Genomic DNA, 13,659 nt, shown 5'->3' on the forward strand with positions numbered 1-13,659 from the left:
GTCCAGCTCAGGAGTGATTTTCCAAGACGGCACCGCGCCAGGCTTCCACCGCCCCCGGCTCGCTCGATCGGATTTCCGTTTCGTACTGTCTCCATCAATGCGTTTATAAGTATGTCGTAATTATAGAAGCAGAATAGGCCTCCGTCAAGAGCGGGCTTATTCCTTCGCCGCGCTTCCTGATTCTTTCTTTTCGAGCTGGTCGATATTTTCTGTATCCAGGTCGTATTCCAGCAAGGTGTTCCAGTCTTCCGTTTCGATCAAGTCCAGCTGTGCTTCCACCAGCATCTTGAAACGGTTGCGGAAAATCTTCGACTGCTTTTTCAACTCTTCGATTTCGGTCGCGATGCGGCGCGCTTTCGCAAGGGATTCATTGACGATGCGGTCTGCATTCTTCTCCGCTTCCTGGACGATCAAATCCGCTTCTTTCTGGGCGTTTCGGCGGACTTCTTCTGACGCTTCTTGAGCGACGAAGATCGATTTCTGCAAAGTCGTTTCCAGATTCGTGAAATGGCCCATGCGCTCATCCGTCGATTTCATGCGCTCTTCCATTTCAGTGCGTTCTTTAATGACTTTTTCATAATCCTTCATGATTTGTTCGAGGAATTCATTGACCTCATCTTCTTGATAACCACGGAATGCGCGGCTGAACTCTTTATTATGTATATCTAATGGTGATAAAGGCATCGTATCTCTCCTTACTCTCTGCATAGTTACACTCATTATACCGCTCATGGCGAGAAATTTCAGTAATATTCACCACATTCGCTGGTGTTTTATTTTTTCAATTCCAATTTGCCGACCTGCAGGCGGATCTTGTCCTTTTTCGTTCGCCCTTCAATCGCGATGATTTGCACGCGCCCGAGCCCTCTCGCTGAAATCAAATCGGATTCGTGGAGTTCAAACGACACACTTTCTTGTGCTGTCCAATTGACTTTCACTTTACCGCCATTAATCAATGCGGCTGCTTTCTGGCGGGAAATCTTATAGACCGAGCTCATGACCGTGTCGAGCCGCAGCGAACTGACCGTATGCGCCTCTTCCGTCCACTCCTCGATGACTGGGAGATAGTTGGCGGGGTCGGTCACTTCTTCGAGCTGGACTTTCACTTTGCCGGCGCTAATAAAATTGGCGCGCAAATACGGCGCTATTTCTGTCATCACTGCGAGCTGCACGGTGCCGTCGCCAATTCGGATATCCCCGAATTTTCCCCGCTCCAAGCCGAGCGACATGAGCGCACCGAGAATGTCCGGATGCTTCAATGTAACGAATTTGACAGGATACCGCAATTCGAACATGGTGACTTGGAAATCACTTTCTTCCGGAACGTAATACGAAGGATGCAGCAAGACGCGCTGGCGCTCTGCTTGGTTGAACAAGCCGGAAGCAGCCATTTCCACATCCCTGCCGCCGATCAGCGATTTGACGATAAAGCGCTGGCGCGGGTCCAGAAAATCCGTGAGCTTCGGTGCATACATATCTTCTACATCTCGCAGCCAGTCGGATGCCTGCTCGATAAATTGTTGTTCATCTTTGCGGAAATGCTGGAATATCTCTTCCATGTGCCGTTCCCTCCGGTTCTTGGATTCATTCGTTGTTTAACAAGCATTCTACAAACAGAAGAAAAACCCTCTCGCTGTTTGCTGCAAATAAAAAAGACAGAGAAATGGATTCTCCGTCTTCCTATATCAGCTGCTGTTGGTTCAGCTTCTTATCAGAGAAGGTAGTCAGCCAATGTGAGGATTCCTTGGCTTGCGAGGCTCAATGTGAAAATGGCCACAATCGGCGAGATATCGATCATGCCGATCGGCGGGATAAAGCGGCGGAAAATATCCAGATAAGGATCGGTGATGCGGGAAATGGCCTGCCCGAAAGCAGATTCCTTGATACTCGGCACCCAGCTCATGAAGACACTGATGATCAGCAAATAGAAATAAATGTTTATAGCTCCAAGTAGTATATTGATAAGAAGAATCATTCGATTTTTAGCACCTTTCTATTGTTGATCGTCGTGATAATAATCGGAGATGGCGCCATCCACTTCGACCGTGTCCGGCACGCACAGGAAGATGTCGGTCCCAATGCGCTGAATGTCCCCGCCTAGTGCATAAACAGTGCCGCTCAGGAAATCGATGATCCGGAGGCCTTGGTCCCGTTCAATGCGCTGTAAGTTGACCACGACGGCCTGTTTTGTTTTCAAGCTCTCCGCAATATCCTGCGCTTCCGCATAGACACGCGGTTCCGCCAAGCTGACTTTTGATGAAGAAGCAGATGAATTCTGCAAATTGACTATATTCTGCACGGTAGGTTCCTCCAAATTCTCACGGCGTTCTTTCATTGGCTTTGGTGCTTTCTTCTGCGGCTGTTCGGCAGCTGCTGCCGGGGCCGGCTTCTCATAACGCTGCACAGGACGCTGCTTGCGTTCTTCCTGGACAGGATCTTCCTCGTACTCATCCAGGTAAAAGAAATTCTTGAATTTATCCTTCATGCTCATCTTTCCGCCTCACTTTCCGACCCTACCAATGCGGTCCCGACGCGGACAAACGTCGCGCCTTCTTCAGCCGCAATCAAGTAATCATTCGACATGCCCATCGACAATTCTGTGCAAGGGGCGTGCGCCCATTTCTTGGCTGCAATTTGCTGCTGCAACTCTTTCAATCCTTTAAAAGTCGCTCTCAATAAAGCTTCATCATCTGTGTTCGGTGCCATGGTCATCAAGCCGACCACACGCACCTTATCGAATTCCTTCAAGGATTCGATAACAGCAGGAACTTCCTCAGGAGGAAAGCCGCTTTTGGAATCCTCACCGGAAACATTGACTTGGATAAAGCAATTGACAGGCTGATCGGCACGTTTTTGAATTTCTTTCGCCAAACTCATACGGTCCAGGGAATGAAGATAATCGATGAGACCAATCACGTCCTTGACTTTCCGTGACTGAAGCGTGCCGATATAATGCCAAACGACATCGCCTTTGATCTCCCCGTGTTTCAGCTTGAGGCCTTCCGGACGGTTTTCGCCCAGGTGGCGGATACCCGCATCAACGGCTTCCTGTGTTCTGTCGATTCCAACTTGTTTTGTGACTGCGACGATTTCAATGCCGCTATTGATTTCATTTAATGTATGGGCCATTTCTTCAAATATCGGTTTAATCGCTTTCATCTGCTCACAACTTTTCTATAGACGTTCACTTTATTGTACCAAGCCAAAGCAAATTTATCAATTCAGCCCGGCATTAAAACAATAAAGACAGCTATTTTTCAACGAATTTATGAAGGAATCGTGGCAACCGACTTTTTAAAAACCTCCATGCCCTCCTAAAAGAAAAAACAGCTGCCGAATCGGCAGCTGTTTTCGTATTAACGGCGTTTTTGTCTGTTGCGTAGGAATGTCGGGATGTCCAACGCATCTTCACTTTGCTTATCCTGGCGCTGAGGCTCCTGGTTGTAATAAGGAGTTTGCTCTTCGCGGCGCTGGGACTGTTCTTCGCGGCGTGCTTCACGAATAGAAGGAGCCGGGTTTTGCTGCTGAATCGACTGAATGCGGTTTGCGTTCAATCCAGATCCGCGTGGTGCGCGTCCAGCAGGGTTCAATTGTTCTTCGTTGAATCCAGTAGCGATAACCGTGACGACGATTTCATCTTTCAAGTTATCGTTGATAACGGAACCGAAGATCATGTTCACTTCTTCATCTGAAGCGGATGCGACGATATCGGCAGCCTCCTGTACTTCATACAAGCTCAAGTTCGAACCGCCAGTAATGTTCATCAAGACGCCTTTTGCCCCATCGACAGATACTTCAAGCAATGGGCTTGATACGGCTTTTTTCGCAGCTTCGGCAGCGCGGTTTTCTCCTGAAGAGACACCGATACCCATAAGCGCTGAGCCTTTGTTCGACATGATCGTTTTCACGTCGGCGAAGTCAAGGTTGATAAGGCCAGGAACCGCGATCAAATCAGAGATGCCTTGTACACCTTGGCGAAGGACATTATCCGCTTCACGGAATGCTTCAAGCATCGGCGTGTTTTTGTCGACGATTTCGAGTAGACGGTCATTCGGGATGACGATCAATGTATCGACTGATTCTTTCATTGTCGCGATTCCGCCGATAGCCTGAGTCGAACGCTTGCGGCCTTCGAATGTGAACGGACGAGTAACGACGCCCACTGTCAATGCGCCAAGTTCTTTAGCGATACCTGCGATGACCGGTGCAGCACCCGTACCGGTGCCCCCGCCCATGCCGGCAGTTACGAAGACCATATCGGCTCCGCGCAAAGCTTCTTCGATTTGTTCTTTGCTTTCTTCTGCTGCTTTTTTCCCGACATCCGGGTTAGCGCCGGCGCCAAGTCCGCGTGTCAATTTTCCGCCGATTTGCAGGCGTGTTTCTGCTTTCGAAAGGTTCAAGGCTTGCGCATCTGTGTTGACAGCGATGAATTCCACCCCTTGAACTCCATGTTCGATCATCCGGTTGACTGCGTTGTTTCCGCCGCCACCGACACCAATGACTTTAATTACGGCTAATGCATCGATATTTGTATCAAATTCCAACATTCTTTTTCCTCCTAAGATTGCTCAGCTTTTGAACATAAGCCGGACACAATGATGATTTTATTCAAAAAAACGATCAAACATTTTTTTGGCTTTGCTTACGACACCTTCGTTATCCTGTTTCGGTTGTTTCGGCTGTTTTTGCTTTTTCGGCTGCTGCTCCACATACTCAGGTTTCTGCGAATGTGCAGCTGCTGAACTATGGCCGACGTTTCCGTAGAACAAATCTTCTGCGTAAGCGTATTGGATCAATCCAACCGCTGTTGTATACTGCGGCTCGCGAACTCCGATAAACTCAGGCGTGAACAGGCGCACCCGCGTTTGGAGAATGCTTCTTGCCAGTTCTGGAAGGCCGTCCATTTTGGCCATCCCGCCTGTCAATACGACACCGCCAGGCAGCTCATCGATGCCAAGGCGATATAACTCATCCAAAATCAATTCGAAAAGTTCTTCCATGCGAACTCCGATTATTTCAGATATGTATTTTTGGCTATATTGTTCTCTTGAATCCGAACCGATCACCGGCACTTCGAATACTTCTTCTTCAGAAGCGTCGTCAAAGAACGCGTGGCCATGTTCGAGCTTGATTTTTTCAGCTTGCTCTGTCGGGGTTTTCAAGACAATCGACAAATCTTTCGTCACATGGTCGCCTCCGACGGGAATGACCGATGCCGCACGCAGGTGGCCATCACGGAATACTGCGATTGAAGTCGACCCACCGCCAATATCGATGCAGGCCGTTCCGTGGTTCTTTTCATCTTCCGTCAACGCATAGCTTCCGGCTACTAGCGGCTGAACATAAATCTCGCGGATTTCAAGACCCGCGCGTTCAACACAGCGAAGCACATTGTGCAAGACCGTTTTCGAAGTCGTTACCATTGTACCATCCATTTCAAGACGGATGCCGATCATGCCTCTAGGGTCTTTGATCTCGCCAAGGTGATCGACGACATATTCTTCAGGAATGATATTGACCAATTCACGTTCTGGCGGAATCGACATTACTTGTGCCGCTTCCAACACGCGTTCCAGGTCCTCATCCGTGATTTCACGGTTCTCGCTGTTTACTGCAACGATTCCTTTAACCGGCTGCAATGCCACTTGGTTGGCTGGAATGCCCAGCACGACTTCGTGGATTTCTTTGCCGATCATTCGCTCTGCCTGATCGACAGCTTTTTTGATGGACTGGACAGTTGCATCTATATCAACAATCGCACCTTTTTTAATTCCATTAGATTTGACGTTGCCGACGCCGATGACGTGCAACGATTTATTGGTCATTTCTCCGATTAATACTTTAACGGAGGAAGACCCGATATCCAAACTTACATATAATTCTGATTGACTCAACTCGTGGCACCTCCTTATAAAACTTCTCTACATTACATTCTATTGTAAAATACACACCTTGTCTAAGTAAAATAGCGAAACTTAGAAAATTTTCCTGCAATTCGTCAATTCGCCTCACCAAGCTTGTTTTTTTCGGTCCATTTCGAAAGCAAAATGCGGCGGATCACCGCAATATTCTGGAATAGCCGGACGCCGAATGCGAAAATGGCTGCCAAATACAAATCTACACCTAAATGGACACCGAGAAAAGCGAGGCCTGCGGCAAGAACAATATTGAAGAAAAACCCCGAAACAAAAACTTTGTCGTCGTATACTTGCTGCAAGTGAGCCCTTATGCCTCCAAAGAGTGTATCCAGGGAAGCAAGTACCGCTATCGATAAATAACTGGCGTATTCAGGCGGTATTTGGATATCCGTCAACAAGCCAAGCGAAATGCCCAACAGCAATCCAAGAATCGATATCCACATCCCTACTCCCCCTCCACAGCTTGTAGATGCTCCATGTTGATTTCTTTGTCAAAAGCCGGCAGCACCAATTCTTCCTGCAGCTCTGAAATAGTTATCGTCAAATCGTCTATGTAAAAATCATCATGAATCGCGGATGCCGTCAGATGACTTGCAAGTTTCCGCGCTTCCTCCATGCTCGTTGCCGTAATGCCGATTGTGAATGGCGGCGTCGAGATGGGGTCTGCGTTGACCGTGGTGTAGCCATTGATATCGCGTATTGCGGTCGTGTTGATGATACGCTCCCCTGCAATCGCTAACTCAATGCCGTCAAAGCGGTTGATTTCATTCACCAAACGAATCAATAAATCCGGCGGAATTTCCGTTATCTCGGTTCCAAGCGCAATCGCTTCAAGTGATGGGCGGATCTCGAGTTCGATTCCCGGCCCAGTCACTTGCGAAAAACCAGCGGTGCTCCGTAAATCTGCAACCGTTTCTTTCAAAACCGCTTCCGGGTCTTGAGTCGCTTCGTCGCTATACTTGCCAAGTGTGTCTTCAAGCAAACTGATTTCTGACAGCAGTTCCGAATAAAGTTGCTTTTCCCTTGATAATTGCTGGCGGATTTCCCACGTATCGCGGGAATCCCGGCTATCATCCGTATTTATAGTATTGTATTGTGTCGCTGTCATAAAACCGATAATAAAAAGAATGACCGTAAAACGGCCCGTGATTCGTTTTTGCATCCTCATCCTCCTGCCTCCAACTCCGACAAAAGTGCCGGCATGCGGATGACTTGCCCTGAATCAAGCGTAACAGTGAGGTTATCGTTGACGAGCTGATCCTGAACGCCGCCTGACAGCTGCATGGAGGCAGTCAACACCTCTGGACTGCCGATCGCTTCGATCATGAATGGCGCAGGATGCTGGATGCCGTCGACTGTGATGACAGGACCCGTGCAGACAATATGGGAATTGCCGTGAATCCGCTGCCCATTCACTGCAATCGCCTCGGCTCCGGAAAGATAAAGTTCGTTGATCACTTGAAATACATGGCTTTCATGGACAATATAGTCGTTCGGATTCACATTGTCAGCCGTGTAATCGCCGTCCTGCAAAGTCACTTTCAAACCTTGCCCTTTAACCGGAACAAGCCCGAGGAAGCGTCTCAACTCTTCTGCCTCCCGGGCGTAAACCATATAATTTTCCTCGCCATCCACCACAGAGCGCTCAAATTCCTGGACAGCTTTTTGCTTATCATCCAGCTCGTCGCGCAATTCTTTATTGCGCTCTTGCTGTTCGATCAATTCTTTCCTGTATTGTTCTTTTTGCTCGAAAAAACTGGCTCCCGTGAAATTACTTTCCGCTTCCTGCTGGTTCGACAAACTATACGAATAGGCCATGATAAATCCGAGAACCAAGAAAACGAGCGAGAAGACGATCGACTTGCTGATGCTTTTGCGGTCATTGTTCTTCGATGTTTTCAAGTTCCTCACCCGCTTCCGCCAATCCGAACACATCGTTATAGGAACGGAAATAGATGCCGACTTCCATATCGATAATGCCTTTGCGGTCTTCGAGTTGGGCGGTGACAGAAGGATAATAATTAATCTTTTCTGCCAAAGTCGATAAAATCGCCTTGATTTCGTTTCCGTCATTCATATAAATCGTGATGTAATCCGCGCGTTCCCGTTCCGTATCCAAAATGACTTGAGAGATGAGATTTTGCACTTCTGGGTCAGTTTTGACCAACTGCTCAATTAGCGCTTCACGTTTCGCTTCATCTTCGAAATTCAAAAAGATCGGTCCTTCCACGACGCTGATCGGCTGGTTGAGCACGACACCATTCGACAAGACCACCTGGTAGCTATTGCCTTGATCCAAATACCCCATCTCGACAAATTCCTCGATTTCGATTTCAACAGAGCTCAGCCATTTCTTTTCGACAGTTGCCGATTCGACCCATTCGAGCGATTCGATTTCTTGTTCAATCTCTCCGCTGTCAAATGACCACATCGAATCCCCAACTGCCAAAGTGCTGGCCTGCTCATAGCTCTCGCCATCGAATAATTCAGCGCCTGTCACTTTGATGTCACGGATCTCGCTATAAGTGGACTGGCTGTATAAAAGAATGAACAGCAACGAAAGAAAAACGGTCAATAAAGCCGCAAACTTGCGGTTCGACCTTTTTCTGCGCCGCTCCCGGAGCGTTGGTATGCGTTCTTCGATGTCTATAACTTTGTCCATAACCGCCGCTCCTTCGCCTTATTCGTTCGCTTCTGTATATTTTCGGGCCGCTTCAATGAACGCATCGCCCCGAACTTCAAAACTTTCGTATTGATCCCAGCTCGCACAAGCAGGAGACAATAGGATCGTATCCTCTGGCGACGAATTGCTGACCGCTTTTTCGACAGCATCGTCCATCAAGCCGGCTTTGATAATGTTTGGGACATGGCAGCTTTCTGCAAATTCAGCAAAACGATCCGCCGTCTCGCCGAAAGTGACAAGCACTTTCACGCGGTCCATGAATGGGCGCAATTCTTCTAAGGAATGCTGGCGTTCCAATCCGCCTGCAAGCAAAACGATGTTATCGTTGAAAGCTTCTAGCGCACTTTTGGTAGCAAGTTCATTCGTTGCCTTCGAATCGTTATAAAACCGTCTGCCTTGCCATTCCCCAACAAATTGTGAACGGTGCTTGACCCCAGTGAAAGAAGTTAGCACGCGGATGATGGTCTCTTTCGTCCCTCCGGAAAGAAGTGTCGCCGCAGTGGCGGATAAAATATTCTCGAGGTTGTGCTCACCTGCCAGCATGATCCGTTTGCGCTCGATTAACGGTTCGCCTTGCCAATAAATATATTCGCTGTCTGCGCTGATGCTTTCTTCTGTACGGCCTTTCAACGTGAAAGGAACACCTTGTGCTTTAACTGTCTTGGCATGGTCCACGAGCATCTGCTGATCGGCATTGTAGATGAAATAATCTTCAGCTGTCTGGTTTTCCGTGATTTTCTTTTTCGATCCGATATAATCTTCCAACGATCCATGATAATCCAGATGCGCTTCATATAAATTGGTGATGATCGAAATGTGCGGGCGGAAGGATTCCGTCCCTTTTAGTTGGAATGAAGAAAGCTCTGTGACGATAACGTGGTCAGCTGTCGCTTTTTCTGCCACGCCGCTTGCCACTGTGCCGATATTCCCTGCAATAAGCGGTGACTTGCCGTCCTGGTTGAGCATATGGAACAACAAAGTCGTCGTTGTGGTTTTACCGTTCGATCCTGTAATGCCGATAAACGGCGCTTCGCTGATGCGGTAGGCCAGCTCAATTTCCGTCCACACCGGAATGCCTTTTTCCAAAGCTTTCTGGATCAGCAGGTTTCGGTAAGGAATCCCTGGATTCTTGATGACAAGTTCAAAACCTTCATCCAATAAATCTTCCGGATGGCGCCCGCAAATGACAGTAACGCCCAAATTTAATAGCTCCTGGGCTTCGGGATTTTCTTCGAAGGGCTTGGAATCATTGACCGTTACGAATGCCCCGAGTTTATGTAACAGGCGGGCAGCTGTAAAGCCGCTTTTCGCCAATCCGAGTACAAGCACTTTCTTTTGATGCAATTGCGGCAAATCTTTCATTTACATGACCTCCAATAAAACGGCAACCGCGGCACTGATGAAACCGACACCCCAAAATACGGTGACCACTTTCCATTCAGACCAGCCGCTCAATTCAAAATGATGGTGGATCGGGCTCATTTTAAATATGCGTTTTTTCCGTAGTTTAAAACTTCCGACCTGCAAAATGACAGAAGCGGTTTCAATGACGAACACCAAACCAATCAAGAGCAGGAGCAATTCCTGTTTCAATAGGATCGACACCATGGCTAACGCACCGCCAAGAGCCAAAGACCCTGTATCGCCCATGAATACTTTTGCTGGGTATTTGTTGAAGATGAGGAATCCGATCAATCCGCCTGCTACCGTAAACGTGAACAAGGCAATTCCGGTTTCCTGCTGGACGATTGCCAGTATGCCGAACGCAGCAAAAGCGATGGATGCCGTTCCTGCGACAAGCCCATCAAGCCCGTCCGTCAAATTGACGGCGTTTGAGAAGCCGACCAACCAGAACACGATGAACAAGACGTATACCCAGCCGAGTTCGATGGATGCATCTGTGAACGGAATGCCCAGTGCCGTATTAAATTCGTTTGCACGCAGCAAAAAGAATGATAAAACGGCAATGACGATTTGCGCCAGCAACTTCTGAAGCGAAGTCAGCCCAAGATTGCGCTTAAGCACCACTTTGATGAAATCATCCAAAAATCCGATCAATCCGTAACCGAATAGGACAATCAATAATATGACTACTTGAGTACTCAATTCGCCATTGAAGGCGGCCACTAAGATGACCGTCACGATAATGGAAATCAGGAACACCAATCCGCCCATCGTCGGTGTCCCCGTTTTTTTCAAATGTGATTCCGGACCTTCCTCGCGAATGCTTTGCCCGAATTTCATGCGTTTCAATAGCGGGATGAATACTGGCATCAATGCGACGGTCATGATCAATGCGATCCCAAATCCAAATATACTTATACCTTCCATAAATAGAGCTCCTTTAAAGACGAGTACACTCGTTCATTTATTCGTTTTCATTATCCACCGGTTGTTCCGTTTGTTCTGCTGCTGGTTCTTCTGTTGCTTCTTCCGCTATTGGTTCTGTTGCGGGTTCTGTTGCTTCTTGGCTTTCCGCTCCAGCTGGATCCGTTTCAGTCTGTTGCTGTGCTTCTTCGGCATTCAGCGATTGCTCCGGATAGAATACTTCTGGCGGCTGCAATTCGATGATAACAGATTCTCCCTTTGCAGGCACTGCGCCTTCAGCAACGCTTTGCGTCATGGCAAAGCCTTGCCCTGCGATTTCAAGAGGCAATCCACTGAGCGCCTGGAATGCCAGCAGTTCACGTTTTGACCAGCCTGTGAAATCTGGAATTGCCGTGGTGCCGCTGGTTCTCAAAATGATGTTTTCACCGGCCAGCAATTTTTCACCGGCTGCTGGGTATTGATCACTTATTTGAGAATTATCACCAGCAACAACTGGGTTCACTCCCTTGGCTTTCAACTGCGAAACCGCCTCTTCCATGGCAAGTCCTTTGTAGTCTTCAATTTCAACAGTCTTTGCTTCCACAGAATTCTCAGGTGCAATGTTCAAATACTTCAAGCCATTTTCCATGACGGACGTGAAGATTTTTGAAACCGGAACAGAACCATATTCATCTGCAGGCAATTGAGGCTGCTGCACGCCGATATAAATTAACAATTCCGGATCATCTGCCGGGGCCATTCCGAGGAATGAGAACAAATAATTATTCCTGCCCGTCATGTAGCGGTCGTCTTCTCCAGGAACTTGCGCTGTACCGGTTTTACCGGCGACAGAATAATCCTGCAATGCGAAGCCTTGCGCAGAACCAACTTCCGAAGTGACAGTGGAAGCCATGATTTCACGGACTTTTTTTGCTGTTTCTGGTGAGATCGGTGTACCTGCTTCTTGAGGTTCAGATTTCACGGTCACGTCGCCTGTATCAGGATTCTTGATTTGATCGATGATATATGGCTTCATCATCGTGCCATCTCCGGCCAGCGCTGTCGCTGCCTGGATCATCTGGATCGGCGTAACCGTCGATCCCTGTCCATAGGAAGTAGTTAATTTATTGATCGGGTATTGATCCAGAATCTTCCCTGCCGCTTCATTCGGCAAATCGATGCCGGTTTTTTCGCCGAAACCGAATGCATCGATGTAATTCATGAAATTATCCGCGCCGAGGCGTTCAAGCAAATAGCCCATCGATACGTTGGAAGAACGCTGGAAGCCTTCAAGGAATGTGATGCTTCCCCATCCACGGCCGCTGTTGTGGTCGCCGATCGTGCGGTCCAACAATGTATAGGTTCCGGAATTATAATAAGCATTCGGATCCCATTTGCCTTCTTCGATAGCAGCTGCCAATGTGAAAACCTTCATCGGCGAGCCAGGCTCAATCGTTAGCTCAATACTTTCGTTCAACCAGTTGTCGGATAAACCTTCGCGCGTGTTTGGATTGAAGGTCGGGCGCTGAGACATGCCGAGGATCTCGCCGGTATCCGGATCAGCGATCACTGCGATCATGCGTGCCGGGTTGTATTCCTCCTGGACACTCGACATAGCATCTTCCAGAAAGTTCTGAAGCGTGCGGTCCAGCGTCAATTGGAGATTGGACCCGTCGACAGCGGGAGTGACCGCTTCTTGGCTATTCGGCAATAGATAGCCCCATTTGTCGGTATCGAACTCCATCTTGCCGTCTTTGCCTGTTAGGACTTCATCGTGGATCGATTCCAAGCCCATCTTGCCTTTTGTCTTGACTTGGCCATCCTCTAATTCTTCTTTCATGGCGAAGCCGATCAGATGGGAGGCGAATACACCGTTTGGGTAAAGGCGTTTAAGGTCCTTGACGAACAATAAGCCCGGCAAATCTTTTTCTTTCATCTCGAGCATCTGGGTGTGGCTGATTTCGCGTCCGGCTGCACCGAACTCCACTTGGTGACGGTCTTTTTCGATTCCATTCTCCAAAATGCTTAACAATTCTTCTTTCGGCGTACCCAATTGTTCAGACAAGTACGCCGCTGTTTCCTCGGCATCGATCACGTGGTTCGGTTTTTCAGGATTCGTCGTCATCGATTCCTCCAACACCGCCACTAATCTATACGTTAATGTGTCTTCTGCAATAATTTCCCCGTTGCGGTCCAAAATTTTTCCGCGTTCTGCGGTCAGTACTTCTTCCTGGCTGTATTTGGCAGCTGCTCTGGCAGCCAATTCCTGCCCTTCCACTTTGCCCGTCGCTTGAATTGTGATTATTCTGGCCATTAAAAGGAAAAAGAGCCCTGCAAATAGTAAAAATAGCAGAAAGGCTCCTCCTTGAAAACGAAATTTTTTCTTCATTGTCCCGGCACTACCTTTACATTTCGCTCATTTAATTTTAAGCCGTAATCCTTTGCTTTCGACCAAATGCGCTCATATGAAGACAGTTCACTTACTTGCACGGACAAATCGGTATTTTGTTTCGTTGTTTCATTGATTGAATTTTCAATTGTCTGGATTTCCTGCGTGGAAGCTTGGATTGTCGACTGATTTTGCAAGACGAGCAATGCACACATGATACAAACAGCCAGGAAAGCTGTGTAAAGGATTTTTTCGCCTTTTGTGATGCGTTTTTTCTTTTTTGCCGGCTGTCTATTCGGACTTTGCGGAACGGCCGGCTGCTGGATGTAGGTTTGGGTTCTCGCATTCAACGCCATTTAAAC

General features: G+C 48.0%; 15 protein-coding genes and 1 other annotated feature (1 of these 16 running past the window's edge). All 15 genes read right to left on the minus strand.

The features are described from left to right. Nucleotides 1-107: a binding site (T-box leader), on the minus strand (it extends 102 nt beyond the left edge of the window). Between the two features lie 49 nt (nt 108-156). The 15 genes from G3255_RS10985 to ftsL all read right to left on the minus strand — a co-directional run bounded on the left by G3255_RS10985 (nt 157) and on the right by ftsL (nt 13,653). Continuing rightward, nucleotides 157-684 carry a DivIVA domain-containing protein gene (locus G3255_RS10985; RefSeq protein ID WP_211654496.1) on the minus strand — a complete coding sequence of 176 codons (528 nt, stop codon included), beginning with the start codon at nt 682-684 and terminating at the stop codon, nt 157-159. Nucleotides 685-773: 89 nt separating this feature from the next. Beyond that, the gene (locus G3255_RS10990; RefSeq protein WP_211654497.1) at nt 774-1,559 is read right to left on the minus strand and encodes a YlmH family RNA-binding protein; all 786 of its coding nucleotides are present in this window, start codon (nt 1,557-1,559) and stop codon (nt 774-776) included. Nucleotides 1,560-1,711: 152 nt separating this feature from the next. After that, nucleotides 1,712-1,975 carry a YggT family protein gene (locus G3255_RS10995; RefSeq protein WP_211654498.1) on the minus strand — a complete coding sequence of 88 codons (264 nt, stop codon included), beginning with the start codon at nt 1,973-1,975 and terminating at the stop codon, nt 1,712-1,714. An 18-nt stretch (nt 1,976-1,993) separates the two neighbouring features. After that, entirely contained in the window at nt 1,994-2,491 is a 498-nt protein-coding gene (locus tag G3255_RS11000) for a cell division protein SepF (RefSeq protein WP_211654499.1), read from the minus strand. Continuing rightward, nucleotides 2,488-3,159, minus strand: a complete 672-nt coding sequence (locus G3255_RS11005) for a YggS family pyridoxal phosphate-dependent enzyme (protein WP_211654500.1) — start codon at nt 3,157-3,159, stop codon at nt 2,488-2,490. The genes G3255_RS11000 and G3255_RS11005 overlap by 4 nt, the downstream gene beginning before the upstream one ends. A 197-nt stretch (nt 3,160-3,356) precedes the next feature. Further along, nucleotides 3,357-4,547: a cell division protein FtsZ gene (gene ftsZ, locus G3255_RS11010; protein WP_058383516.1), complete on the minus strand. Its 1,191-nt coding sequence runs from the start codon at nt 4,545-4,547 to the stop codon at nt 3,357-3,359. Between the two features lie 57 nt (nt 4,548-4,604). Beyond that, nucleotides 4,605-5,894: a cell division protein FtsA gene (gene ftsA / locus G3255_RS11015; RefSeq protein ID WP_211654501.1), complete on the minus strand. Its 1,290-nt coding sequence runs from the start codon at nt 5,892-5,894 to the stop codon at nt 4,605-4,607. Nucleotides 5,895-5,998: 104 nt separating this feature from the next. Beyond that, nucleotides 5,999-6,361 (minus strand): small basic family protein, encoded by a 363-nt coding sequence (locus G3255_RS11020; RefSeq protein ID WP_211654502.1) that lies wholly within the window; start codon nt 6,359-6,361, stop codon nt 5,999-6,001. A gap of 2 nt (nt 6,362-6,363) precedes the next feature. After that, nucleotides 6,364-7,080 (minus strand): DUF881 domain-containing protein, encoded by a 717-nt coding sequence (locus G3255_RS11025; protein WP_211654503.1) that lies wholly within the window; start codon nt 7,078-7,080, stop codon nt 6,364-6,366. A 2-nt stretch (nt 7,081-7,082) separates the two neighbouring features. Further along, on the minus strand, nt 7,083-7,820 hold the full coding sequence (locus G3255_RS11030; protein ID WP_211654504.1) for a DUF881 domain-containing protein: 738 nt from the start codon (nt 7,818-7,820) through the stop codon (nt 7,083-7,085). Beyond that, nucleotides 7,798-8,580 (minus strand): cell division protein FtsQ/DivIB, encoded by a 783-nt coding sequence (locus G3255_RS11035; RefSeq protein WP_211654505.1) that lies wholly within the window; start codon nt 8,578-8,580, stop codon nt 7,798-7,800. Before G3255_RS11035 ends, G3255_RS11030 begins: the two co-directional genes overlap by 23 nt. Before the next feature lie 18 nt (nt 8,581-8,598). Next, nucleotides 8,599-9,963 (minus strand): UDP-N-acetylmuramoyl-L-alanine--D-glutamate ligase, encoded by a 1,365-nt coding sequence (murD, locus tag G3255_RS11040; protein ID WP_211654506.1) that lies wholly within the window; start codon nt 9,961-9,963, stop codon nt 8,599-8,601. Next, the gene (mraY, locus tag G3255_RS11045) at nt 9,964-10,932 is read right to left on the minus strand and encodes a phospho-N-acetylmuramoyl-pentapeptide-transferase (protein ID WP_211654507.1); all 969 of its coding nucleotides are present in this window, start codon (nt 10,930-10,932) and stop codon (nt 9,964-9,966) included. It lies immediately after the preceding gene. Between the two features lie 37 nt (nt 10,933-10,969). Further along, on the minus strand, nt 10,970-13,297 hold the full coding sequence (locus G3255_RS11050) for a penicillin-binding protein (RefSeq protein WP_211654508.1): 2,328 nt from the start codon (nt 13,295-13,297) through the stop codon (nt 10,970-10,972). Continuing rightward, entirely contained in the window at nt 13,294-13,653 is a 360-nt protein-coding gene (gene ftsL, locus G3255_RS11055) for a cell division protein FtsL (RefSeq protein ID WP_058383507.1), read from the minus strand. Before ftsL ends, G3255_RS11050 begins: the two co-directional genes overlap by 4 nt. Nucleotides 13,654-13,659: the final 6 nt, after the last annotated feature.

This window comes from Planococcus sp. MSAK28401, assembly GCF_018283455.1.
Classification (GTDB): Bacteria; Bacillota; Bacilli; order Bacillales_A; family Planococcaceae; genus Planococcus; species Planococcus alpniumensis.

Bases quoted from the DNA above. Each gene is read 5' to 3' on its own strand.
- ftsL (WP_058383507.1), bottom strand. From the start codon at position 13,653: ATGGCGTTGAATGCGAGAACCCAAACCTACATCCAGCAGCCGGCCGTT.
- G3255_RS10990 (WP_211654497.1), bottom strand. From the start codon at position 1,559: ATGGAAGAGATATTCCAGCATTTCCGCAAAGATGAACAACAATTTATC.
- G3255_RS10995 (WP_211654498.1), bottom strand. From the start codon at position 1,975: ATGATTCTTCTTATCAATATACTACTTGGAGCTATAAACATTTATTTC.
- G3255_RS11035 (WP_211654505.1), bottom strand. From the start codon at position 8,580: ATGGACAAAGTTATAGACATCGAAGAACGCATACCAACGCTCCGGGAG.
- murD (WP_211654506.1), bottom strand. From the start codon at position 9,963: ATGAAAGATTTGCCGCAATTGCATCAAAAGAAAGTGCTTGTACTCGGA.
- ftsZ (WP_058383516.1), bottom strand. From the start codon at position 4,547: ATGTTGGAATTTGATACAAATATCGATGCATTAGCCGTAATTAAAGTC.
- G3255_RS11005 (WP_211654500.1), bottom strand. From the start codon at position 3,159: ATGAAAGCGATTAAACCGATATTTGAAGAAATGGCCCATACATTAAAT.
- G3255_RS11020 (WP_211654502.1), bottom strand. From the start codon at position 6,361: ATGTGGATATCGATTCTTGGATTGCTGTTGGGCATTTCGCTTGGCTTG.
- G3255_RS11025 (WP_211654503.1), bottom strand. From the start codon at position 7,080: ATGCAAAAACGAATCACGGGCCGTTTTACGGTCATTCTTTTTATTATC.
- G3255_RS10985 (WP_211654496.1), bottom strand. From the start codon at position 684: ATGCCTTTATCACCATTAGATATACATAATAAAGAGTTCAGCCGCGCA.
- G3255_RS11000 (WP_211654499.1), bottom strand. From the start codon at position 2,491: ATGAGCATGAAGGATAAATTCAAGAATTTCTTTTACCTGGATGAGTAC.
- mraY (WP_211654507.1), bottom strand. From the start codon at position 10,932: ATGGAAGGTATAAGTATATTTGGATTTGGGATCGCATTGATCATGACC.
- G3255_RS11050 (WP_211654508.1), bottom strand. From the start codon at position 13,297: ATGAAGAAAAAATTTCGTTTTCAAGGAGGAGCCTTTCTGCTATTTTTA.